Raw genomic sequence first — 24,081 nt, 5'->3', positions numbered from 1 at the left:
CAATACAATGTTGTTTGTTTATTATATCATGATAGAATGTCATAGTAAGTTTTGAGCTAATCGTCATTCCAAGCTGGACATGACTTTTTTACGTGTAATCGTACGTTCTTGCTTATTTCCAAGTGCCTTGATACGAGCTTCAAGAAGAATAGGACGTCCTTGTGCACTTCGTGTATAAATCAGATCATACTTACCAACGCTCTTTTGAATACGTTCAAGAAAGGCGGTTGCATCATCCTTTCGTCTTTCAAACATACTTGGCACAGCAAAATATTCAGTTTGATCTACAACCTTACGACTAGCTTTTAAGATATAACGTTGATTTTCAATAGGAGCGAAAAATTCAGTAATAGCTTGAGCAAAGATTTCTTTCTCCTTCATCGAAGCACCCTTGAGATAAATGGCGTTATATAAGGCTTGTTTACTATCTCTGACAACTCTAGGGGCAGATTCTTTAGTTTCAATCTGACCCGCATCTAGCAGTGCTTGATGAATAGCTTCTCCGAATACTTCCAAACGTTTATAGGGGCTTTTGTAGATGGCATATCTTCCCCAAACAATAGCTAGTGCAATAACGGCTAGCAAAAGAATTGTAAGATTAAAGTTTGACAGTGAACCACCAATCACATATTTGCTAGCATCATAGATATTAAAGCTGACGACTAATGCTTGAAAGAGTAGGAGAGCTTTCTTCCAATCATTAAGGTATGCCAAAGGTAGAAATTGTTTGTCGACTTCGACCTCATTAGCAACTTCCATTTCTTCGTTAAGCGGTAGAGCTTCTTGCCACCGGTCTTTAAGCTCCTGACGTTTTTGAGATAGTGTAATGGCATTTTGATTAAGTTTTTCTAGACCCTTTTGGCTAAAAGTTAATTGATTGAGGTCAAGGCGATCAATGCCTGATTCAATAGTGGGCTCTTGATAATGGAGACCAAGAAACTGTGTCATACGCCTATCTAACAAGTCTAGGTCAGGACTAAGTCCATATAACCGCAGCTCTAATGTCTCATCGTATTTTTCTTCGTCATCTTGAAATTCAAACCATCTCCTAGGTGATAAATTAATAGAAACCAAATGCCAGATATTACTTGTTTTATTAGGATTGTCAGGCCAAACACGGATGGCACGACCTCGCATCTGATTGCTTAGCATGAAACTTCCAACAAAACTAGCTAAAATAAGGGAGTTAACACAAGGTGCATCCCAACCTTCGCCCAATAAAGACTTTGTCCCAATAATCACTTTGATATATCCATCTTGGAAAAGCTGAGTAAGAGCTGTAACCAAATCATGATAGGAACCAGAAATACTGACCTTAAGATAGTCCTCTTGGCTCAACTGTCCAATAACATCATAGGATAAACGAGAATTAGGAATGAGTCGCTCTAGATGTTCTTTAGCTGAAGTTGGAATAATCACTAAACTTCCTGTCAATACAGCCACAGGTACTGTCCAAGACTGTTCAATCATTTCTCTTCGAATAGATTCAAAGTAAGAGAGGACACCTAGTTGGGTAAATTGAGCATTTTTATCACCTAAATGAACTTGAAAATCCTTACGTATAAAGTCTGTCAAAACAAGTTGACGAAGATTACTTCCTAGAGCCTGGTATTCTGCCTTAAAAATATCTCTAACAGCATTGAGTTTTCCCAATGATTGATTGAGCAAGACATCTTGCTTCTTATTCCGGATAAGTTTAACTTGATTTCTTTCGATAAGACCGTTTGCTTTCAAGTCACTTTTCAATTGGTTTAAGGCCTCCTCAGTAAATCCAAACCAATTTGGAACCTGAAAAATAATGCCATTAAGCAAGGTTTCAAACCACTCAAGCGTAAAAGTTGGCAAGGCTTTTGCAGCGAGAAGTTCTTGAAAACGTTGAGGAAAAGGTAATTCTTTAGACCGTAAAAAAATCAGAATAGCAGAAAGATATTTAGGATTAGCCAATAGCTCATCATCGCTAATTTGGTTACTTAGTGCCGGACTAGACTGAATGGTGTTTGAGAAGTTTATATCTGTAGACAGTTTAGTTAGAAAGTTAAGTTTCTGCTTTTCAAACTGATCTAATTGTGTTCGTTCTTCCATAGTTGGAAAGGCGAAGTAGACATAGTCCTGGTGAGGACAGAGCGTCCCTTCCTTAACCAGTTCAGGCACTGTAATTTCTTCATCAATCTCACCACACATGCTGATGTAACGCTCCCAAAGAGCAGGTTCTCCTTCGTATGGAGGGGTCGCTGTCAAGGAAATCATCTTAATTTTAGGAAAGGATTTACGAAAAATCTCTAAACTCTTCCACCATTCATTTCTTAAATGATGGCACTCATCCAAACAAAGAGTCCCTAAATCTTTATCCTCAAATGTTTTTCGGATATCGAAATCTTGAAAATTAAAATGCTCTTGTTGAGCTGTATCATCTGTGTCTTCGATAAGACCATCACCAACAACTTGGTTCATGGAACTATGTAATGCCTGATAAGTCGCAACCGTAATCATTTTAGGCCTCTTTAAGTCTTGTGAAATGAGTTGTTCTGCTTGGTTAGCATCACTTAAAAAAGCTTGTTTGATCCGGTCCACCCATTGTTGGCGGATAGTAACTGTCGGAACTAGAATTAAAGTTGGATTACCAAAACGCCGTATGAATTCAATTCCTAAGGTCGTTTTTCCAGAGCCAGGAGCAGCGACCAAGTGAATCTTTCCATCACCCATAAAACTTTCTGATTTATCAAGAATACGTTGTTGATACTGTCGCCATTGTCCTTTAAATGAAAGCTGATCTAACATAATTTCCCTCCAATGTTACCTATCATTATAACACAGTTCAGATAACTAAAAGGTTGTTATTAGGGCTTAAGCATCCTAATCTAGGATTGTTTGAAGTATCAAAACAATATAATCAAAAATATAGGCTTGAACGAATCAGTAAGTGATTGACATTAAAGAAGTTTTAAGATAACTTTAAAGTAACGATTTAATCCGATCTTATCGAGGAGTTGCCATGAAAAAAATAAATCTTCTTTATTTATTAGCTATTCTGGCCATTATTTCTGGTCTTTTACTGTATTACTTGCCAGACATGACGTCTGGACATAATGCAGAGTCAAATAAAACAAGTCAGACTTTTAAGGAGAAAACGATTGTCCATGATTTTGGTACGACAGAGTTGAAAAAAGCTCCAAAACGTATCGTTATCCTCGACAACCTCTATGGCGAAATCTTAGATCCTCTGGATATTACTCCAGTAGGAGCGACAACTGGTCAAGCTGATAGTCAAGAACTTTCAACCCTCTTTAAGAAACAATACAAGGATGCCAAAGTGGTTTCAGTTGGTTGGCAGGGTAATCCAGATTTGGATAAGATTGCTGAGTTAAAACCTGATTTAATCCTTATGACAGGCGAGCAGGAAGACCTCTACGAGGAGCTGTCTGAGATTGCACCGACTGTTGGCTACCAAATCAACACCGATGAAAATTGGGACTATCATGAAACCTCTCTCAAGGTGGCAGAAATCTTTGATAAACGTGATGAGATGAAGAAGGACCTCGATAGATTGGATGCTAGGGAGGCCGTTTTCGCAGAGAATGTCAAAGCTAAGTTTGGCAATCAAAAACTCATGTATCTGCGCGTGACTGACAATGACATCCGTTATTATGCTTACGGGCATTTTGGTTATCTGTATGATACTTATCATTTCAATCGTGCTGAAACCTTCAATCCAGATGATATGTTCCAAGTTATCGATCCAGATAAACTAAAAGACATTAATCCGGACCTCCTGATTGTTCAAGCAGATTCTCAAGAGCTCCTAGAAAACAAACTTAAAAATAACCCTGTCTGGAGTAGCTTAAAGGCAGTTCAAAATAACAAGGTAATTTATGCTGATTACTCAACCTACATGCTGGGCTTTGGGATTGTCTCCCAAGAGGCCATAATGAAACAGATCTCTGATGAATGGGGATTAAATTAAACTAAAAACGACCGTGATGGTCGTTTTTTCTATGTTCAAAAGTAGTCTAACTGATAAACAAGCGTCGAATATGTTTCCTCAAGGCAAAATAGAGCTGAATGGTCATGGGAATCCAAATCAAGGGCTCGCATAGGATAACACCAAGGTAGCCCATAGAAGGAATAACCAAAAGAACAAAGAGAATTTTTCCAAAAAGCTCAATGAAACTAGAGGTTAAAGGTGTGAGTTTTTTACCTAGGCCTTGGAGACTATTTCTAAAAATGAAAAGCATTCCTAAAATAGGATAAAAGAGAGAACTGATACGGAGGTAGCGACTGGCGTTGTCAATAATCACAGCATTATCAGAACCAGAGATAAAACCAGCCAAAAAGGGAGTTGCTATATAGAGAAGGACACAAGCAATGACAGACCAAGTGATAGAAACAAGACAAGATTGTTTTAAACCAGCCACTATGCGTTTAAACTGTTTTGCCCCGAAGTTTTGTGAGGTGAAGGTGGTCACCCCAGCAGCAAGTGAAGTCAAAGGGAGAACAGCAAAGGACATAATCCGTCTTGCCGCCACTTGAGCGCTAATGATGAGAGGACCAAAGCCGTTAATGGCATACTGTAAGGTTACAGTCCCAATAGAAACAATGGAATTCATGAGTCCCATGGCCATGCCTTGTCCAAAAAGGTCCAAATAGAGACTTGAATCAAGAACAAAATTTGACTTACTTGGTAGAAGGAAGGTCACTTTTTTCTTAATATAGTAAAGACAGAGAATTGCCGAAAGTCCTTGAGAAATAATCGTTGCCAAGCCTGCTGATTGAACCCCAAGATGGAGTTGTGTAATAAAGAAAAGGTCTAAAATGATATTGACCAGAGCTGAAAAAATCAGAAAATAGAGGGCTGTCAGACTATCACCAACTGCTCTGAGGAGACCAGCACACAGATTATAACCCAAAGTTACCCCAACACAGGAGACAATCATAGAAATATACTGGTAGGACTGCCCAATGATAGAAGCAGGTGTCCCTAAAAATCGTAGCAAAGGATAGAGCCCGAAATGTCCTAGAATCATAACCAAGGCACTTAAGCCCAGACCGATGACAACTGTGGCCGCCACAGACTGACGTAGTTTCCTATAGTCTTGTGCACCATAGTAACGTGCGATAACAACTCCCATACCATTTCCAACACCTAAGGCAAATCCGATAACCAAATCAAAAATAGCAGAAGAAGCTCCTACAGCAGCCAAAGCATCTGGACCTAGAAAGCGTCCCACAATCATGACATCCGCAGTATTGTAGAGTTGCTGGAAAATATTGGATATCAGAATTGGTAGGGCAAAGATTAAAAGAGACCGCAAAATAGGGCCTCGTAAAAGATCAACTGACGAATTTTTCATAGAACTATTATAACAAGATTGTAATTGTGAAACAATGACAAAAAGCCATCCTAGGATGACTTTCGCCTATTTTTTAGATAGCGGCTAAGTATTTGAGTCATATGGTTGTAGCCCGCCGCAATCATTGGAATCTGTAAGTAGATATAAGGTAAAGTGTACTGACTCTTAGTCTCAGATATGAGGTGAAAGAGGATGCCACCAAAGAAATAGAGAAAGGCATAAAGTCCCAACGTTGCCCCGTCTCCCATTCGTTTATAAGTGAAAGCGTAGTAGAACACACCACCAAGATATAGGACTAGGAGATAGCCTTGCATATAGGTTACGAAAAAGAGATGCAAGGTCCCATCGTGATAGATAGAAGTCGCAAACCTATTCCACAAAGGCTGAAACTTGTCTTTACTTGGGCCATTCCAGATGGACTGGAAGCTTCCCTCTGTCCAAGAACTGATAAACTTGGTACTGAAGAACCAACTGGCCTCATCGGGATGTGCTAGAAGATATTGAACACGCTTATCAAAAAGGTGATTGGCACTTTTTTCAATCTTTTCGATATTCCCCTTTTTCTTGGCGTAAATGTCACGGACATAACCGGTATACCATCCTGGCATGCGTTTAGAATCAGGCTTGTCCTGTAAGCCCATAGCCAGCCAAGCAATCTGAGGCGTTCCAGGAATTTTTTGATGGGTGGTAATCTCGTAGTAACTGGTCGTCGCCTTATGCAAACTCATAGGAAAGGCAAAGAAAGCTAAGACTAAAAGCAAATAGCGGTAACGTTTCTCTCTCAGAGTCAATAGTATCAAAATACCAGATAGAGCAATGATGAGAATGATGTTATTGCTCCTTACCCAGTATGCCAAAGATAGCATGGCCACCGAAAGAATCGCATTCCTAGCCTTACCACGTCTTAAGTAACGTAGAAAGAAGAGAATAGCAAAATTAGAAAAGAACAAGCCATACATAAGCCCATAGGCAAACATGATGTTAAAGACTAAGGGCAAGAAACCGAAACTCATGATGACAGCCAAACGACTAACTAAAGGCCTCGTAAACAGTTCATCCGTGATTTTCCAAGTAGCATAGTTCATACCAATGACCATGCCAAGATTCAATACATAGAAAACTGAGATAACTGGTAAAGGAATTAGATAGAGAACCAAGCGTTCAAAACTAAGCAAACCCAACTGATGCGGATAGCGGTAGAAGTAGGCTCCTGGTTTTATTAAGGAGAAGTTGCCAGCATTGAACTGGACTGCTCCTTTAAAGACAGTACCTGCATCGTCTCGACCAGCAAAACTAGTCAGAAAAATCAAAAGTAGGCCAAAACTCACAAAGCAAACTGAAAAAAAGATGAAAATCTGCTTTGTTGTCAGTTCCTTTAAGATCTTGGGCCAGAGAAGGGTCAAAAGCAGAATGGCCCCACCTGAAACATAAACATACCAAGGAACGCTACTAATCTCTGCCCACTCAAAGTATCCCGTCATCATGGTCGTGCGAATGAACAAAGCAGTCACAAATAATAGCCCAAAGACTAAGAGCCCCACATAGCGCCCTAACCATTCTAAAAAAGAACTCGTATATGACATAAGAGCCTTCATGCTGAAAGTCTCCTTTAATATAGGTAATTACCCTTATAGTTTAGCACAGTCGTCGGAAAAATGTAATGAAAACCAGAAGAAAATCCCATTCATCAACGAAAGAAATTGCTCTAATGAAGACATAGAAAAACTCTCTCGTTTCTAAAACAAGAGAGTTTGATTTTATAAAGCAGATTACTTCATCCGCATACTATCAATTTTTTCTTCAGTCGGTGTGACACGTAAGGTCTTTTGTCCCGTATAAGTTACAAATCCAGGTTTACCGGCTGTTGGTTTGTTGAGTTTCTTAACATCAATCATATCGACTTGAACCAAGTTTGACAGACGGGCCTTAGAGTAGTAGGCTGCCAATTCAGCCGCATCAGTCTTGACCTCATCAGTTGGGTTAAGATTGTCCTTGATAACCACGTGACTCCCTGGAATATCCTTGGCGTGGAACCAGAGCTCACCTTTTTTAGCCATCTTGAAGGTCAACTCCTCATTTTGCAGGTTGTTACGACCAACCATGATAATGGTCTTACCATCAGAAGCCAGATACTGTTCAGGTTTCTTACGTTTGTGGCGCTTGTCAGTTGAACGACGCTTCATAAAGCCAGCCTGAACAAGCTCCTCACGAATATCCTCGATTTCATCCATGTTGGCTTGAGAAAGACTGAATTCAACACTCTCCAAATAATCAATAGTCTGCTTGGTTACCTCAATCAAACCAGTCAAGTGCTTAACAGCCTCCTTGAGCTTCTGGTATTTCTTGAAGTAACGCTGAGCATTTTGGTTAGGTGTTAGAGCTACATTTAGTGGAATTGTAATCTTTTCACCAGTGTAGTAGTTGTCTAGCTCGACACTGTCCTTGTCGTTTGGCACCATGCTGAGGTAGGTGGTCAAAAGTTCACCTTTTTGACGGAACTCCTCGGCATTTTCAGTCGCCGCAAGCTCTTTTTCCTGTTTGACAAGTTTCTTCTTGTTTTTTTCCAGCTCATTTTGCACACGATGGATCAAATCACTCGCCTGTTGAGCCACACGGTCACGCGCCGCCTTGTCCAAGTAGTAGTAGTCCAATAGGGCTGACAAGGTTTCAAACTCAGGTTGGTCCTGACTATCAGAGAATCTTACAGCTGAAAATGCCTTAGCCGTTAAGTTTGGCTCTACTTCACGATTGAAGAAGGCACGGAAATTCTTGAGCTTATCAGTCTCAAGTAAAGCTGATAATTCATTGGCCGTGTCACGCCCCAAACCTTGGAAAAGTTTTTGAAGGTTTCTAGCTGACAAATCCTCGGTTTGTAGGATTTCAAAGAGTTTTTCGTCTGGGATGTCGAAAGGATTCTTGGCGTCTGTCTTAGGAGGAGCAATATAGGTAGATCCAGGCAGAATAGTACGGTAACTATTTTGTGAGAAACCAACATGCTTGATAGACTCAATGATTTTGCTCTCGTTTTTGTCAATCAGGATAATGTTGGAGTGTTTCCCCATGATTTCCATAACAAGAGTAACCTTAACGCTATCACCGATTTCATTTTTATTAGAGACGGAAATCTCAAGGACACGGTCGTTTTCCAGTTGCTGGATATCCTCGATAACCGCTCCCTGAAGGTATTTCCGCATAATCATGGTATAGGTGTTTGGATTCTGCGGATTTGGCAAGTCAGCCTTGGTCGTCTGAATACGCCCAAAGACAGGATGAGCCGAAAGCAGAAGCTTGTAATTCTGACGATTGTTACGAATGGTCAGGACTAACTCACGCTCAAAGGGCTGATTAACCTTCTGGATACGCCCGTAAAGCACTTGCTCACGCAACTCAGTCGTCATATGATGAAGAAAAAAGCCGTCAAAAGACATGATGTACTTCCTTTCTTGTTATTGATAATAATTGTTTTATTTTAAAAATAAAATTTTCTGTGAGACTTTCCTTAGGTGTTGGCGGACGTCAGCGAACTTTTACAAAGTTCCATGACTAATTTTTGAGCCTACCTAACGTCTCAAAAATTCCGAGCGCCTGAAACCTTTTAGTTTCAGGCGCTTTTAACACGGCGGAAAGTCTCGGTTAATTGCTCGCTCTGCTCGCAAAAAAAAGATATTTCAAAAACTTGCAGAGTTTATGGGCTTTGTTAGTTTTTTTAAATAATTGCATACGTTATAAACGTAAATATTGCCTAACTATTATAGCACAAAGAGAGTAAAAATGCTTTGGATGGGTAGTCGGAATTGAGTTTGTTATTATTATGGACCATTCTTTATTACAAAAATTGTTCCGCTAAAATAGTTAAAAAGTTATGTCTTTTATTTCCATGAATACCTTTGAATTTATATCTGACTTGTGGTATCATTTAATATGCTGAAAATTAAAGGAGCATTAAATGAACGATATTAAAAAGATATGCAATGCGACTAATTTGAAATACCTGGCTGTTGCACTTATGTTTTTGGACCAAATCTATCAGATGTTCGGGAGTATGGGGGCACCTATATGGTTGACGATGTTGGGACGTCTGTCTTTCCCAATTTTCCTCTTTCTTGCTGCTGATAGTTTTCACTACACTCATGATCGTATGGCTTTTCTCAGGCGTCTGCTTTACATGAGTTGGTTTATGATCATTGGCAACGCCATCATTGGTAGTATTTTTCATAATGGTGGTATCGGTTTAACCAACAATGCCTTTTCAACCTTCTTTATCACTGGGATTTTTATTTGCTCTTGGGATTTGTTGGCTAAGGGGCTTCGCGATAAATCGAACAAGGAGTTGATTCAAGGGATTGGTGTCTTTCTCTTGCCGATTCTTTCGTCTATTCCAGTTGTGATTCTTGCAGGCATATTTGAAACGCCACATGCAAACCCAATCGTTGTGCAGATTGTTGCCTTTATCTTGTCATTTGTGCCAAGTATTATCATGGTTGAGGGTGGCTTTGTGATGGTTATCCTTGGTTTGCTATTCTATATTTTCCGTACCAATCGCATGGCTCAAATCATTGTTTTAGTTGTTATTTCAGTGATTGCCCATCTCTTTGATCCGACGGGTGTGCAGTGGATGATGGTCTTTGCTGCGATTCCTATGTATTTTTATAATGGTGAGCGTGGTAGTGGTAACAAGAATTTCTTCTATACTTTCTACCCAGCCCATATTTATCTCTTGTGGATCCTAGCAAGTTTGCTTAGATAAGATGACAAAGACAGTCCTTGTGCTGTCTTTTTTTCGTGCTCAAGAGCCATTTTTATGGTTTGTTTCCTGCTTCTAAAACTGCTATAATTTAAGGCGTAATAGAATCTTGTGATAAGCAAATTGGAGGTATATCATGACAAAAGTAGCAGTAGTATTTGCGGAAGGATTTGAAGAAATCGAAGCCTTGAGCCCAGTGGATGTTTTCCGCCGAGCAGGGTTTGACTGTAACATGCTTGGACTTGAAAGTGCATCAGTAACTGGCTCACATGGGATTCAAGTTGCTATGGATGGTGTATTTGATGGTAATTTTGCGGATTATGACTTGGTGGTCCTTCCTGGAGGTATGCCTGGCTCAACTAATCTACGCGACAACGAAACTTTGATTGCCTCTCTTCAAGAGGCTGCAAAAGCTGGAAAATATGTTGCTGCCATTTGTGCGGCACCAATTGTTCTCGAACGTGCTGGTCTTCTTGAAGGCCGCAAATTCACATGTTTCCCAGGTGTTGAGGAACAAATTGCATCTGGCGAGCATCAAACTGACTTGGTGGTTGTTGATGGCAATATTGTCACTAGCCGTGGTGCCGGAACTGCATTAGCCTTTGCTTACGCCTTGGTTGATTTGTTGGGTGGCGATGGTCAGCAGTTGGCTCATACTATGGTTTACGACAGATTGTTTAAATAATCTTATTTAAGACTCTTGTTCAAGAATTCTAACACCTATTGTTAAGAATGTTGACAATTTATGTTACTCTATGAGATGATTGAGAACGTATCAAACAGAGGACCTAGTTATAGGCTGGAGAGACCTCAGCTTAATGTTATAAGCTTTGGTTTTTTCTTTTCTCCTTTGACATCCGTTATGAAAACGATTATAATAATGATAAAATAACCTTTAAATGAGTCCAGAGAGGCTTGAAAGGTCGGACAGGTGAAAAAACAGGGTTCTCCTGTGATTTTTTGTGCGACCTTGCCATGTGGCGAGTTTTTTTTGATGACATTTTGCAGTTTAGAAAGGGTTGTCATGATATTAGTTGAAGATTTAACCATTGTGAGTCAGCGTGAGATTGCACCTCGTATTTTCGAGATGGTGCTTAAGGGAGAGATGGTTGCGGATATGAAGGTTGGTCAGTTCGTTCATCTCAAGGTACCAGACCCAAGTAAGCTCCTTCGTCGTCCGATTTCCATTTCAGAGATTGACTATGACAAGAATGAGGCAACCATTGTTTATCGTGTGGAGCGTGAGGGTACAGCTATTCTATCTAAGATGGTAGCTGGTCAAACCATTGATACCATGGGCCCTCAAGGAAATGGTTTTGATATTTCTGTTATTGAGGCAGGGCAGAAAGCCCTCCTTGTTGGTGGTGGTATTGGTGTACCGCCTTTGGTTGAGACGGCCAAGCAGTTGAAGGCTAAGGGAGTTGAAGTTATATCAGTCATTGGTTTTGCCAATAAGGATGCCGTCATCTTGGAGGATAAACTCAGGGCTTGTGGTGATGTCTATGTGACGACCGATGACGGTTCATACGGTATCAAGGGTTACGTTTCGACAGTTATTGATGGTTTCGACTGGACACCAGATGCCGTTTACAGTTGCGGAGCTCCAGGCATGCTTAAATATGTCGATAGCAAGTTTGAAAATCACCCTCACGCCTATGTTTCTATGGAAGCCCGCATGGCTTGTGGTATGGGTGCTTGCTATGCCTGTGTGGTTCACGTTAAAGGAGAGTCGGACGCCAAAAATCTTCGTGTTTGCGAAGAAGGACCAGTCTTCCCTACCGGAAAAGTCATCGTCTAGGAGGTTACCATGTCAGAGACTAAATCAGAAAATCGTTTAGCTATTAGCCTTCCAGGGCTCGACTTGAAAAATCCTATTATTCCAGCCTCAGGTTGCTTTGGTTTCGGTCAAGAATATGCCAAATATTATGATTTGGACAAACTAGGTTCTATCATGATTAAGGCAACGACTGCCAACCCACGCTTTGGTAATCCAACACCCCGTGTGGCAGAAACACCATCAGGCATGCTCAATGCCATTGGACTGCAAAACCCTGGTGTTGATGCTGTCTTGTCAGAAAAACTCCCTTGGTTGCAGGAGCATTATCCTGATCTGCCAATCATTGCCAATGTGGCTGGATTTTCAAACGAAGAATATGCGGAAGTCTCTCACAAGATTTCCAAAGCCAGTAACGTCAAAGCTATCGAGCTTAACATCTCCTGTCCAAACGTGGACCATGGCAATAACGGCCTTCTTATCGGACAAGTCCCAGAGCTTGCCTACGCGGCAGTAAAAGCCAGTGTCTCTCACTCTGATGTGCCCGTCTATGTCAAACTGACACCGAGCGTGGCTGACATCACGAGTGTCGCCAAAGCAGTCGAAGATGCCGGTGCGACTGGTTTTACCATGATTAACACCTTGGTCGGAACACGCTATGACTTGGCTACTCGCAAACCTATCATTGCCAACGGTCAAGGTGGTATGTCAGGACCAGCTGTCTTCCCAGTAGCCCTCAAACTCATCCGTCAAGTTGCTCTAGCGTCAGAACTCCCAATCATCGGTATGGGTGGCGTGGACAGTGCCGAAGCGGCTATCGAAATGTTCATCGCTGGTGCCTCAGCCATCGGTGTCGGAACAGCCAACTTCGCAGATCCATATGCTTGCCCTAAAATCATTGACCGTCTCCCTGAGGTCATGGACAAGTACAGTATCACAACACTCGAAGACTTGCGTAAGGAAGTTCGAACAGACTTGTTGGGGAAATAGAATAAAAATAGCTTCTTTAAGGAATTTAACAAAGGATGATTACTTTACCCCCTTTGACATTCCCATATAAAAGCGCTATAATAGAACAAATTGAACTGAACCTTTAATCGAGTCCAGAGAGGCGAGAAAGGTGTACTGAGATGCTACGGCATCACTAAAGGGTAGGGACTGCCCTATTTTCGTGCAACCTTCGCTGACTGACGGAGGTTTTTTGTGTGAAAGGATATGAGAAATGAGAGAAAATCGTCCTGTTATTGCCCTTGATTTCCCGACTTTTGAGGATGTGAAGGCTTTCCTTGCTAAGTTTCCTGCTGATGAAAAGCTCTATGTGAAGATTGGTATGGAACTTTACTATGCGGCTGGTCCAGAGATTGTTCGCTATGTTAAAGATCTTGGCCATAGTGTTTTCCTTGACCTTAAGCTTCACGATATTCCAAATACTGTCAAATCTGCAATGCGTGTTTTGTCTAACCTTGGTGTTGATATGACAAATGTGCATGCGGCTGGTGGTGTGGAAATGATGAAGGCTGCGCGTGAAGGCTTGGGTGATGGTCCTATCTTGATTGCTGTAACTCAGTTGACCTCTACCTCTGAAGAGCAGATGCATGATTTCCAAAATATCCAAACCACACTTCAAGAATCAGTGGTTCATTATGCTAAAAAGACTGCTGAAGCAGGTCTTGATGGTGTTGTTTGCTCAGCACACGAAGTCGCAAAAATCAAAGACGCAACAAATGAAGACTTCGTTTGTTTGACACCTGGTATTCGTCCAGCAGGAGCAGCGGCTGGTGACCAAAAACGTGTCATGACACCTGCCGATGCCCGTCAAATTGGTTCAGATTACATTGTTGTTGGTCGTCCAATTACACAAGCTGATGATCCAGTAGCAGCTTATCACGACATCAAGGACCAATGGAACGGTCAATAAATTTTCAAAAAGACCTTATTTCATAGGAAAATAGACTGAATTAGGTTATAATAAAGAGTAGAAAACGCTTTACGGAGGATAATAATTATGACATTAGCATCACAAATCGCTTCAGACTTGCTTGATATCAAGGCTGTTTACCTTAAACCTGAAGAACCATTTACATGGGCATCAGGAATCAAATCACCAATCTACACAGACAACCGTATTACTTTGTCTTACCCAGAAACTCGCACACTTATCGAAAATGGTTTTGTAGAAAAAATTAAAGAAGAATTTCCTGAAGTAGAAGTGATTGCTGGTACTGCAACTGCGGGTATTCCTCACGGTGCTATCATCGCTGACAAGTTGAACCTTCCATTTGCCTATATCCGTAGCAAACCAAAAGATCACGGTGCTGGTAACCAAATCGAAGGTCGTGTGGTTAAAGGCGAAAAAATGGTTGTTGTTGAAGACTTGATTTCAACTGGTGGATCAGTACTTGATGCTGTAGCAGCTGCAGAGCGTGAAGGGGCTGATGTTATTGGTGTTGTGGCTATCTTCACTTACGAATTGCCAAAAGCTGAGAAAAACTTCGCTGATGCTGGCGTGAAATTGGTCACTCTTTCAAACTACACTGAGTTGATCAAAGTGGCTAAAGTGCAAGGCTACATCACAGCAGACGGACTTCAACTCTTGAAAAAATTTAAAGAAAACCAAGAAACTTGGCAAGACTAATTATCATGATTTAAGGCGGAACGTTTTAGGCGTTTCGCTTTTTTTAGTATAATTTAGGAAATAATAGAAGCAGGGAGAATATAAGATGTCAGTAAATGAGTGGTCAGATGCAACGGCAATGGCTGAGGCCGTGCAAAATAAGACGGTCAGTCCCCCAGAACTAGTAAAGGATACAATAAGTGAAGCGGAGAGGACGAATCCTAAAATCAATGCTATCGTCAGTCAACGTTACGAGAAAGCTTTAGAAGAAGCAGAAACTAGAGACTTTTCAGATAAACCTTTTGCTGGTGTCCCAATTTTCCTAAAGGATTTAGGTCAGGAGCAAGCTGGTGAGCCGTCAACAGCGGGTTCTCGCCTATTTACAAGTTATCGGGCTAAGGAAACGGATAATTATGTTAAGAAGCTTGAGGAATTGGGCTTTATTATTTTAGGACGGTCTAGCACTCCTGAGTTTGGTTTCAAAAATATCAGTGATGCTCAGATTCATGGTCCTGTCAATCTACCTGATGATGTGAGGCGTAATGCTGGTGGCTCAAGTGGCGGTGCGGCTGCTCTTGTGAGCTCTGGCATTTCTCCTTTGGCCCCAGCTAGTGACGGTGGAGGCTCTATTCGAATTCCAGCTTCCTTTAACGGCCTAATCGGTCTCAAGCCTACCAGAGGACGAATTCCAGTCGGTCCCGGTTCGTTTCGTGGATGGCAGGGAGCCTCTGTCCAGTTTGCTTTGACTAAGTCTGTTCGAGATACAAAACGCTTGCTTTATCATATGCAGACGTGTCAGATGGAAAGTCCATTTATCTTGCCAAAGCTCAGCAAAGATTCTTTAGACCAACCAGTCAGACCTTTGAAGATTGCTTTTTTTACTGTCTCTCCTATCGGTGGTAAGGTATCAGAATCTGCTATTGCGGCGACAAAAAAGGCTGCTAGAGCATTAGAAAGTCTAGGACATCATGTCCATGAAATCGCCCATCAGCCTCTAAATGGTGTTGAAGCTATGCAGTCTTACTACATCATGAATAGTGTTGAGACGGCTGCCATGTTTGATGGTATAGAGGCTGGTTTGGGACGTCAGATGACGCTTGAAGATATGGAGTTGATGACTTGGGCTATTTTCCAATCTGGGCAAAAGATTCCTGCCAAAGTTTACTCTAAAGTCCTAACTCAGTGGGACCAGTATAGCCATCAGATGGCGAATTTTCATGAGTCTTACGATATTCTTCTGACTCCTACAGTTGCGGATGTGGCACCTAAGCATGGGCAGTTTGCCCTCTCTGAAAGCCTACAGAACCAACTCAAGCATATGTCTGAGTTTGATTGGCCAAAACAACAAGAACTTATTTGGGATATGTTTGCGGATAGTTTAGATTGGACGCCTTTCACCCAACAAGCTAACCTGACGGGACAACCATCGATTTCTTTACCTGTCTATCGTGATGGGCAAGGGCTGTCCCTTGGTGTTCAACTGACAGCCGCCAAGGGAAGAGAAGACCTCCTCTTACACTTGGCCCAACAAATGGAAGAAGGTTCGGTTTTTAGCTAGCTATACTCATTCTCGGTTCAATTTTTTGTAAAACCCTTTCAAATAGTGTAGTCTAAAATTATAAGTTTTTAACTTAACATTATTATTTGTTCTAAGGAGACACACATAGATGAAAAAGAGATTTTTCGCCGTTTTCAGCCTAATCTTGACTGCGGTCTTTTTGGTTGCCTGCTCGTCACAAAGTACAGGTGAGAAGAACTGGGAAAAGATTGAGAAACGTGGTAGCATCAAGGTTGCGACTGCTGGAACACTTTACCCACAAACCTACCACGATGATAAGAATAATTTGACTGGTTATGACGTTGAGATTCTCAAAGAAGTTGGAAAACGTCTTAAGTTGAAAATTGAATTCACTGAGATGGGTGTAGATGGCATGCTTACTGCTGTAAATAGCGGGCAAGTCGATATCGCTAACTACTCACTCGAAGACGACAATAAGAATGTTAAAAAATTCTTACGTTCTGAACCATACAAGTATTCCTTCACTTCAATGGTCGTTCGTGAATCGGATAATTCTGGAATCTCTTCATGGAAGGATCTTAAAGGCAAAAAGGCAGCCGGTGCTGCAAGTACAAAGTACATGAAGATTGCCAAAAAAATGGGTGCTGAACTCGTCGTATATGATAATGTTACCAATGACGTTTACATGCAAGACTTGGTAAATGGGCGTACAGACGTTATCGTCAACGATTACTATTTGCAAAAGATGGCAGTAGCCGCTATCAAAGACAAGTACCCAGTTAAGATCAACGACGGTATCTACAGTAACCCTTACTCAACAAGCTTTACCTTCTCATTGAAGAATAAAACCCTTCAAGAAAAGGTCAACAAAGCCATCAAAGACATGAAGAAAGATGGTACCCTTACCAAGATTTCAGAGAAATTCTTTGCTGGTCAAGACGTTACAAAGAAAACAAAAGTTGACTATACTGAGATTGATATCTCTGATGTTGAATAATATAAGCGATCCAATTGGATCGCTTATTTGCTAAAGAAATGTTTAGAAAGATAGACTTATGATTATTGATTTTTCACTGATTCTAAAGAGCATTCCCTATGTCCTGTCTGGTCTGCCTTATACGTTAGGAATCTCGCTTTTAAGCTTTATGGTGGGGAATGTTTTTGCTATCATCCTTGCCTTTATGCGAATGTCACAAAAGCCTTGGTTAAAGTATCCGGCACGTATTTATATTTCCATCATGCGTGGGGTTCCTATGTTGGTCGTGCTCTTCATTCTTTACTTTGGTTTGCCTTATGTTGGTGTTCAGCTACCTGCCCTTCTTTGTGCCTTTATTGGCTTCTCCTGTGTTAGTGCCGCTTATATGGCAGAGATTTTCCGTTCATCCATAGTTGCCGTAGATAAGGGGCAGTGGGAAGCAGCTCGCTCTCTTGGCCTTCCTCAGAAGTCTATTATCCGTCGGATTATCTTACCTCAGGCTATGCGTATAGCAGTAGCCCCTCTTGGTAATGTTATTATTGATATGGTTAAGAGTTCCTCATTGGCTGCTATGATTACAGTGCCTGACATTTTCCAAAATGCTAAGATTATCGGTGGGCGTGAGTATGACTACATGTCTATGTATATCCTAATCGCCCTTATTTACTGGACTTTGAGCTTTACTTTAGAACTGCTTGAAGGCTATCTTGAAAAACGTTTAGCTACCTATTGATTTTTGAAAAAATTGTTTGAATATCTAATAAAATATTGAAATTTATTTAATTCTAATCTTATAAATGTGGTATAATAAAAGCGATTTAAAAATCAGAAAGGTCTTTTGGAATGAAGAAGAAAACAGTCGTTGCAACGACACTATCAACCCTACTCGTCTCAACTGCCATCTTGGCTAATGCTGTCCAAGCTGACGAGGTAGAAACTCATGCAACTGTAACAGCACCAAGCACTGAAGTAGTAGCTACAGAGGCAACTACCAATGCGACATCTACTGCAGCAACAACTGCATCAAGCGAGTCTGCAACTCCAGTAGCTAGCTCAACATCAGTTGTTACTGCTTCAACAGCTGAAACAAGCGAGACACCAGTTGCCACAACCAGTGAAACAGCAACTGCAGCCGCAACTCCTACAACAGAAGTCGTGACAAATGCTAGCACAAGTGCCAGCAACGACACTGTAACTGTTCTTCACACCAACGATGTTCATGGTCGTATGGTTGAAGATGATCGTAACGGAGTTATTGGTGATGCCCTTTTGTCTGGTATCGTCAATGATTCTCGTTCAAAAGGAACAACCCTTGTCTTTGACTCAGGGGACTCATTCCAAGGTCTTCCAATCTCAAATAGCTCTAAGGGTGAGGAAATGGCAAGCGTCATGAATGCTGTTGGTTTTGATGCCATGACAGTGGGTAACCATGAGTTCGACTTTGGTCTTGACCAATTGCGTCGTTTGAGCAAACAAATCAATTTCCCAATCATCACATCTAACGTTTATGTGAACGGTGTACGTCTTTTCCAACCATCTACAATCGTTGACAAAACACCTGGTGTTGATGGAGATGAAGTAGTTGTTATTGGTGTTACTACACCTGAGACAGCTACTAAGACACACCCACGTAATATCACTGGTGTCTCTTTCACCGATCCTATTACTGAGGTTAAAGCTGTTGTTGACCAAGTGGAATCAAATGCTCGTGCTGAAGGTAAGGAATACAAGACTTATATTGTCCTTAGTCACTTGGGTATAGATACAACAACTCCAGTTGAATGGCGTGGATCAACATTGGCAGAAGCTCTTTCAAACTATGCACCTTTGAAAGGAAAACGTGTTCTTGTCCTTGATGGTCACTCACACACTCTTCACACAGCAACATACGGCGATAATGTCACTTACAACCAAACTGGTAGCTACCTTAACAATGTCGGCCGCGTCGTTTATAATTCTGACCGTATCTTGTCACATGGCGTGATTTCACACGACGAAGCTAAGAAGAATTATCAAGTTAACCCAACAGTTAAAACTATGATTGATGACATCCAAGCTAAGTACAAGGCAGATTCTTCGAAAGTAGTTATCGAAAATAGTCCAGTTAAACTTAGCGGTGACCGTATGGACGTTCGTGTTCGCGAAACTAACCTTGGTAATGTTGTCGCTGATGCTCTCTTAGATTACGGACAATCAGCCTTCACACACAAGTCTAACCTTGCCGTAACAAACGGTGGTGGTCTTCGTGAAACAATTGCCAAAGACAAACCAATCACTAAAGGTGATATCATTGCCGTTCTTCCATTTGGTAACTCAGTTGCTCAAATTCAAGTGACAGGTCAAAATATCCATGATATGTTTGTCAAATCTCTTGGTTCTATTCTCCAAGTTGACGAAAGTGGTAAAAATGTTCTAGATGAAAATGGTCAACCTCTTCTTGAACCATCTGGCGGTTTCCTTCAAGTATCAGGAGCTCGTGTTTATTATGACACAACACTTCCAGCAGAAAAACGTATCTTGTCAATTGACATTTTTGATCCAGAAACTGGTACCTATAAACCACTCAACACTAATGAAACTTACTACCTTGTAACAAATGACTTCTTGGCTGCTGGTGGTGATGGCTACACAATGTTGGGCGGTCCTCGTGAAGAAGGTCCTTCAATGGATACCGTCTTTGCGGATTACTTGACACATGCAGACCTATCTAAGTATGCAGTTATCAATCCAAACTCACGTACCATTTCTATTTCAAGTGCTGATTTTGCTGCCTTGAACAAAAAAGAAAATGCAGAAGACCCTACACTTAATCCATTGAGTCCTGTTACGCCATCTAGCGTTGCTGAAGACCTTAAAACAACTAAACCAGTTGTATCTAAAGTAGTAACGACACCTAATGGTAAAGTATTCTTCGTTTCAACAAGAAACGAAGCACTTAAAGAAACAGAAAAAGGAGCAGAAGCTTCTGCTCAAACTGAAGTTCTTCCTACAACAGGTGACAAGGCCTCACACGCTGGACTCCTCGGACTTGGTATGTTGCTAACTCTCTTTGGACTTAGTGGAAAACACAAAGGTAAAGAGAAATACTAAGAAGTTTGCAGATAAAAAAAGAGTTAACCATTTGGCTAACTCTTTTTTGTTTTCTTGTTGTTGCTATGTGTTTTTCGATACTGACTTGGTGTTTGGTCGTAATAGTGTTTAAATTGACGGTTGAAATTTGATAAATTGTTAAAACCAACATCAGTAGCAATTTCCAAAACTGGTTTTACGCTATTACGGAGCTCCTCACAAGCAGCATGTAGTCTTGCTTGAATGATAAATTCAGTACAAGAGGTGCCAGTTTGTTGTTTAAAAATCGTCATAAAGTGTGTCTTACTATATCCCATGAGCTCTGACAACTTTTCAATCGTGAGATTTTCAGCATAATGTTGATTGATGTAATCAATGATTTCACGAATTTTATCATTTTTTCGATAATGATCATCAGAAGTCTTTCGCTCTACCAAGCGATAGAAGTAGAAGAGATAGATTAATTCCTCTAGTTTTGATTTAAGAAGAAGTTCATAGTGACGATCTTTCTGACGAATCATCTTAAAAATCTCAAAAAGAAGAGCTTTAATTTCCGTATACCCCTCGTCTGATGGTCTTAGACATTGTTTAAACTTAAAATTGGAATTCTGTAAGGGCTGAAGATAACGGAGACTAAGCAGATCCACCAGAGACTGTCCCAACATATCCAAATGAAAATGAAGAGTATCAGTATGATGAGACTGATTATCTATGGGATGAATCGAATGAAGCTCATTAGGACATATCAAAAAAATATCTCCAGCCTGACTGTCAAAATAGTCATAATCAATATGATAGCGAGCTGTCCCCTCATAAACGTACTGTATTTCAAGCTCAGGATGCCAATGAAATAGAATATCAGGGCGTCCATTTTCGACCATAGTTTCCTCCAGTCGAAAAGGAAGCAGATTATCATCAAAATCTATCAAATGTTTAAAATCAGTATCAGTAGCTTCTTGACTCATGATTAACCTTTCAAAATCATAGAATAATACCATGATAGCATTTTCTTTCTTAAAAAGCATGAGTAAATCGTCTTATAGTATTGGTTGTTTTTTTGGTTTACATAATTTTATTTCTGTATTTATGTATGCAAAATAAAAAGATGACTAAGCATCTTTTTTACATAAATTTAGTTATGTTTATTTCCCTAGACAGAACTGACTAAAGAGTTGTGTAATGAGTTCATCTGGGGCGGCGTCACCAGTAATTTCTCCTAAAACTTCCCAGGTGCGTGTCATATCAACCTGTAAGAGGTCAACAGGCATGCCTAATTCAAGACCTTGATTGACTGCTTCAAGACTTTCGAGAGCTTTTTCAATGAGTGAAATGTGACGGGCATTTGAGAGATAAGTAGCATCTTTCTCCACTAGGCCAGCATTATCAAAGAAGAGCTGATTGATGCGATCTTCGATTTTGTCAATTTTTTCATTCTTGAGGACTGAAATTGGAATGACATCTTCGGGAAGCTCTTCCATTTGGATTGCTTGTGGTAGGTCTGTCTTATTTAGAAGAATGATGCGATTGCTATTTTGACTAATTTCTAGTAATGTACGGTCTTGCTCTGTTAATGGTTCGGAGCTATTAAGCACAAGGAGAACCAGGTCAGCCTCTTCGAGAGCTTTCTTGGAACGCTCAACACCAATCTTTTCAACCACATCATCTGTGTCTCGAATACCAGCAGTATCGATTAACTTAAGTGGAACACCCTTGATATTAACGTATTCTTCAATGACATCACGGGTAGTACCTTCAATATCCGTAACGATAGCTTTCTCCTCGCGTAGGAGATTGTTAAGAAGACTAGATTTTCCGACATTTGGACGACCAATGATAGCCGTTGAAAGGCCTTCTCGTAGGATTTTTCCTCGTTTAGCAGTGGCAAGAAGATTTTCTAAAAGTGCTTGGAACTCTTGCGTTTTTTCACGGACAAGAGCTGTGGTGACTTCTTCAACATCATCATATTCTGGGTAATCAATATTAACTTCGACTTGAGCCAAGGTGTTAAGGATTTCTTGGCGAGTGTTGTTAATGAGATCCTTGAGCGACCCATCAAGTTGAGAGACGGCAACGGCCATAGCCTTATCAGTCTTAGCACGAATCAAATCCATGACAGCTTCAGCCTGAGTCAAGTCCACACGACCATTCAAAAAGGCACGTTTGGTAAATTCTCCAGGTTCAGCCATACGAGCTCCAGAACGAATAAGGAGTTGGAGAATTTCATTAGTCACAGCAACCCCACCGTGAGTGTTGATCTCCACGACATCCTCACGCGTAAAGGTCTTTGGTGCACGCATAACACTTACCATGACTTCATCAATGGTTTCCTCATTTTCGACAATATGGCCGTAATTGATAGTATGTGAAGTAACCGTTTCTAGATCTCTTCCTTTAAAAACTTTATTAGCAATGGCGATAGCATCGGTTCCAGATAAGCGAACGATACCGATAGCACCTTCACCTAAGGGCGTTGAAATGGCAGTAATCGTATCAAATTCTTTGGTAATTGACATAGTTATTCCTTTGGATTTTTTCTGTATAAGTTTAAAAATGATTTAATTTCATTGTAACGCAAAAGAGCAGTAGTCGCAAGGATTGGTGCTGATAAAGCCAAGAAAAAAGAGCCTGAGCTCTTTTCTTTATTTATGGCGTTCAAAGTATAATTTGGTTTCTTTAATGATGATTGGTGAAAGGACTAGGAGGGCAATTAAGTTAGGCAATGCCATCAAGCCGTTTACGATATCCGCAATTTTCCAAACAACATCAAGTGTGAGGTAACCACCAAGAGCAACCATAACCACAAAAATGAGGCGGTAGAGTGGAAGGAATTTAGTTGATTTGAAAATGAATTCGAAACAACGTTCACCGTAGTAAGACCAACCCAAGATTGTTGTAAAGGCAAAGAGAACTAAAGAAAGTGTTAAGGCAATTTCACCAAATGTGCCAAAAACAGAAGAGAAGGCTGCTTGTGTCATTGGGGCACCTTCCAGGCTACCTGACCATTGACCCGTTACAAGGATAGCAAGACCATTAAGCGTACAGATGATAATCGTGTCAATGAAAGTACCTGTCATCGAAATCAAACCTTGTTCAACAGGTTCTTCGGTCTTAGCGGCAGCGGCAGCGATAGGAGCTGATCCAAGACCTGACTCATTTGAGAAGACACCACGCGCAATACCAAGTCGCATAGCGACCATGACTGTTGCACCAGCAAAACCACCTACGGCTGCTTTACCAGTAAAGGCAGATTGGAAGACCATTTCAAGGACCGGTAAAAGTTGATTAAAGTTTGTAAAGATAACCACAAGAGCTGCTAGGATATAAAGTCCAGCCATAAATGGTACGACCTTTTCAGAAACTTTAGAGATAGATTGGATACCACCAAAAATGATGGCAGCAGTTATAAGAGCAAGTAAGATACTTACGATTTTTGGTGACCAGTCAAAGCTGTTTTGAAGTGAGGCGGTGATTGAGTTAACTTGAGAGAAAGTACCAATCCCCAACCATGCAACTAGGACACCTGCAAAGGCAAAGAAGTAGGCCAAAGGTTTAGCAATTGTTTGCCATTTCCCAGAGAAACCGTGTGTGATGTAATACATTGGACCACCAGAAACATTACCTTGGTCGTCAAGTGTACGGAATTTAATAGCCAAAAGACCTTCGGAATATTTGGTTGCCATACCAAAGAAAGCGGCAATCCACATCCAGAAAAGGGCACCAGGTCCACCAGTTTTGATGGCTGTAGCTACCCCAACAATGTTACCTGTACCAACAGTTGCAGCAAGAGCTGTCGCAAGGGCTGCAAAACTAGAAATATCACCTTCCCCTTTATCTTCAGCAAAAATAAGTTTAAAAGCTTTAGGAAGACGAAGAACTTGCAAAAGTCCAAGACGAAGCGTAAGGTAAATCCCAGTTCCTACAAGAAGGACCAAAAGGGGGGGACCCCAGACAAAATCATCAATGGTAGTAAAAAAGTCTAACATGAATGTAACAATCTCCTTTAACCGAGACGTCAAAAAAGAGGTTTGGCTTAACCA

General features: G+C 40.9%; 18 protein-coding genes. 11 read left to right on the top strand and 7 right to left on the bottom strand.

Translation table 11 applies throughout. From position 1 onward, the window contains the following. Positions 1–63: 63 nt before the first annotated feature. Complete coding sequence (locus H7T99_RS04370) at positions 64–2,778, bottom strand: DEAD/DEAH box helicase family protein (RefSeq protein ID WP_037603232.1); 2,715 nt, start codon at positions 2,776–2,778, stop codon at positions 64–66. A gap of 214 nt (positions 2,779–2,992) precedes the next feature. Here H7T99_RS04370 and H7T99_RS04365 point away from each other — a divergent pair, with 214 nt between their 5' ends. Beyond that, complete coding sequence (locus H7T99_RS04365) at positions 2,993–3,961, top strand: ABC transporter substrate-binding protein (RefSeq protein WP_037603234.1); 969 nt, start codon at positions 2,993–2,995, stop codon at positions 3,959–3,961. A 46-nt stretch (positions 3,962–4,007) separates the two neighbouring features. On the opposite strand, the gene H7T99_RS04360 is transcribed toward H7T99_RS04365, so the two are convergent. From H7T99_RS04360 to H7T99_RS04350, 3 genes are all read right to left on the bottom strand, one after another. Next, entirely contained in the window at positions 4,008–5,348 is a 1,341-nt protein-coding gene (locus tag H7T99_RS04360) for an MATE family efflux transporter (RefSeq protein WP_037603236.1), read from the bottom strand. A 50-nt stretch (positions 5,349–5,398) separates the two neighbouring features. After that, a complete protein-coding gene (locus tag H7T99_RS04355) occupies positions 5,399–6,943 on the bottom strand; it encodes a membrane protein (protein ID WP_037603238.1) in 1,545 nt (514 codons plus the stop codon). Between the two features lie 174 nt (positions 6,944–7,117). Further along, a complete protein-coding gene (locus H7T99_RS04350) occupies positions 7,118–8,776 on the bottom strand; it encodes an NFACT family protein (protein WP_037603240.1) in 1,659 nt (552 codons plus the stop codon). Positions 8,777–9,294: 518 nt separating this feature from the next. On the opposite strand from H7T99_RS04350, the gene H7T99_RS04345 reads away from it, so the two are divergent. The 10 genes from H7T99_RS04345 to nt5e all read left to right on the top strand — a co-directional run bounded on the left by H7T99_RS04345 (position 9,295) and on the right by nt5e (position 20,065). Continuing rightward, positions 9,295–10,095, top strand: coding sequence for a TraX family protein (locus H7T99_RS04345; RefSeq protein WP_037603242.1), 801 nt, complete (start codon positions 9,295–9,297; stop codon positions 10,093–10,095). Positions 10,096–10,228: 133 nt separating this feature from the next. Beyond that, positions 10,229–10,777 carry a DJ-1 family glyoxalase III gene (locus tag H7T99_RS04340; protein ID WP_037603244.1) on the top strand — a complete coding sequence of 183 codons (549 nt, stop codon included), beginning with the start codon at positions 10,229–10,231 and terminating at the stop codon, positions 10,775–10,777. Positions 10,778–11,116: 339 nt separating this feature from the next. Next, on the top strand, positions 11,117–11,890 hold the full coding sequence (locus H7T99_RS04335; protein WP_037603246.1) for a dihydroorotate dehydrogenase electron transfer subunit: 774 nt from the start codon (positions 11,117–11,119) through the stop codon (positions 11,888–11,890). A gap of 9 nt (positions 11,891–11,899) precedes the next feature. Continuing rightward, a complete protein-coding gene (locus H7T99_RS04330) occupies positions 11,900–12,856 on the top strand; it encodes a dihydroorotate dehydrogenase (RefSeq protein ID WP_037603248.1) in 957 nt (318 codons plus the stop codon). Between the two features lie 232 nt (positions 12,857–13,088). Then, positions 13,089–13,784, top strand: a complete 696-nt coding sequence (gene pyrF, locus H7T99_RS04325) for an orotidine-5'-phosphate decarboxylase (RefSeq protein WP_037603250.1) — start codon at positions 13,089–13,091, stop codon at positions 13,782–13,784. An 87-nt stretch (positions 13,785–13,871) separates the two neighbouring features. After that, on the top strand, positions 13,872–14,501 hold the full coding sequence (gene pyrE, locus H7T99_RS04320) for an orotate phosphoribosyltransferase (RefSeq protein ID WP_037603252.1): 630 nt from the start codon (positions 13,872–13,874) through the stop codon (positions 14,499–14,501). An 85-nt stretch (positions 14,502–14,586) separates the two neighbouring features. Continuing rightward, the gene (locus H7T99_RS04315) at positions 14,587–16,038 is read left to right on the top strand and encodes an amidase (RefSeq protein ID WP_037603254.1); all 1,452 of its coding nucleotides are present in this window, start codon (positions 14,587–14,589) and stop codon (positions 16,036–16,038) included. A gap of 109 nt (positions 16,039–16,147) precedes the next feature. Continuing rightward, complete coding sequence (locus H7T99_RS04310) at positions 16,148–16,996, top strand: transporter substrate-binding domain-containing protein (protein WP_037603256.1); 849 nt, start codon at positions 16,148–16,150, stop codon at positions 16,994–16,996. Positions 16,997–17,054: 58 nt separating this feature from the next. Next, positions 17,055–17,708, top strand: a complete 654-nt coding sequence (locus H7T99_RS04305; protein ID WP_002890981.1) for an amino acid ABC transporter permease — start codon at positions 17,055–17,057, stop codon at positions 17,706–17,708. Positions 17,709–17,818: 110 nt separating this feature from the next. Next, entirely contained in the window at positions 17,819–20,065 is a 2,247-nt protein-coding gene (nt5e, locus tag H7T99_RS04300) for a cell surface ecto-5'-nucleotidase Nt5e (RefSeq protein WP_037603258.1), read from the top strand. 35 nt (positions 20,066–20,100) lie between these two features. Here nt5e and H7T99_RS04295 read toward each other — a convergent pair whose 3' ends face one another. From H7T99_RS04295 to H7T99_RS04285, 3 genes are all read right to left on the bottom strand, one after another. Beyond that, positions 20,101–21,042 carry an AraC family transcriptional regulator gene (locus tag H7T99_RS04295; RefSeq protein ID WP_080702593.1) on the bottom strand — a complete coding sequence of 314 codons (942 nt, stop codon included), beginning with the start codon at positions 21,040–21,042 and terminating at the stop codon, positions 20,101–20,103. A gap of 144 nt (positions 21,043–21,186) precedes the next feature. Then, positions 21,187–22,557: a tRNA uridine-5-carboxymethylaminomethyl(34) synthesis GTPase MnmE gene (mnmE, locus tag H7T99_RS04290; RefSeq protein WP_037603260.1), complete on the bottom strand. Its 1,371-nt coding sequence runs from the start codon at positions 22,555–22,557 to the stop codon at positions 21,187–21,189. Between the two features lie 126 nt (positions 22,558–22,683). Next, positions 22,684–24,027 carry an alanine/glycine:cation symporter family protein gene (locus H7T99_RS04285; RefSeq protein ID WP_201035956.1) on the bottom strand — a complete coding sequence of 448 codons (1,344 nt, stop codon included), beginning with the start codon at positions 24,025–24,027 and terminating at the stop codon, positions 22,684–22,686. Positions 24,028–24,081 lie beyond the last annotated feature (54 nt).

Source organism: Streptococcus sp. 17.1, from assembly GCF_016648655.1.
Classification (GTDB): Bacteria; Bacillota; Bacilli; order Lactobacillales; family Streptococcaceae; genus Streptococcus; species Streptococcus salivarius_E.
Note: the sequence above shows the minus strand (reverse complement) of the source record. Positions and strands in the feature narration are given on the sequence as shown.

Bases quoted from the DNA above. Each gene is read 5' to 3' on its own strand.
- H7T99_RS04370 (WP_037603232.1), bottom strand. From the start codon at position 2,778: ATGTTAGATCAGCTTTCATTTAAAGGACAATGGCGACAGTATCAACAA.
- H7T99_RS04365 (WP_037603234.1), top strand. From the start codon at position 2,993: ATGAAAAAAATAAATCTTCTTTATTTATTAGCTATTCTGGCCATTATT.
- H7T99_RS04360 (WP_037603236.1), bottom strand. From the start codon at position 5,348: ATGAAAAATTCGTCAGTTGATCTTTTACGAGGCCCTATTTTGCGGTCT.
- H7T99_RS04355 (WP_037603238.1), bottom strand. From the start codon at position 6,943: ATGAAGGCTCTTATGTCATATACGAGTTCTTTTTTAGAATGGTTAGGG.
- H7T99_RS04350 (WP_037603240.1), bottom strand. From the start codon at position 8,776: ATGTCTTTTGACGGCTTTTTTCTTCATCATATGACGACTGAGTTGCGT.
- H7T99_RS04345 (WP_037603242.1), top strand. From the start codon at position 9,295: ATGAACGATATTAAAAAGATATGCAATGCGACTAATTTGAAATACCTG.
- H7T99_RS04340 (WP_037603244.1), top strand. From the start codon at position 10,229: ATGACAAAAGTAGCAGTAGTATTTGCGGAAGGATTTGAAGAAATCGAA.
- H7T99_RS04335 (WP_037603246.1), top strand. From the start codon at position 11,117: ATGATATTAGTTGAAGATTTAACCATTGTGAGTCAGCGTGAGATTGCA.
- H7T99_RS04330 (WP_037603248.1), top strand. From the start codon at position 11,900: ATGTCAGAGACTAAATCAGAAAATCGTTTAGCTATTAGCCTTCCAGGG.
- pyrF (WP_037603250.1), top strand. From the start codon at position 13,089: ATGAGAGAAAATCGTCCTGTTATTGCCCTTGATTTCCCGACTTTTGAG.
- pyrE (WP_037603252.1), top strand. From the start codon at position 13,872: ATGACATTAGCATCACAAATCGCTTCAGACTTGCTTGATATCAAGGCT.
- H7T99_RS04315 (WP_037603254.1), top strand. From the start codon at position 14,587: ATGTCAGTAAATGAGTGGTCAGATGCAACGGCAATGGCTGAGGCCGTG.
- H7T99_RS04310 (WP_037603256.1), top strand. From the start codon at position 16,148: ATGAAAAAGAGATTTTTCGCCGTTTTCAGCCTAATCTTGACTGCGGTC.
- H7T99_RS04305 (WP_002890981.1), top strand. From the start codon at position 17,055: ATGATTATTGATTTTTCACTGATTCTAAAGAGCATTCCCTATGTCCTG.
- nt5e (WP_037603258.1), top strand. From the start codon at position 17,819: ATGAAGAAGAAAACAGTCGTTGCAACGACACTATCAACCCTACTCGTC.
- H7T99_RS04295 (WP_080702593.1), bottom strand. From the start codon at position 21,042: ATGGTATTATTCTATGATTTTGAAAGGTTAATCATGAGTCAAGAAGCT.
- mnmE (WP_037603260.1), bottom strand. From the start codon at position 22,557: ATGTCAATTACCAAAGAATTTGATACGATTACTGCCATTTCAACGCCC.
- H7T99_RS04285 (WP_201035956.1), bottom strand. From the start codon at position 24,027: ATGTTAGACTTTTTTACTACCATTGATGATTTTGTCTGGGGTCCCCCC.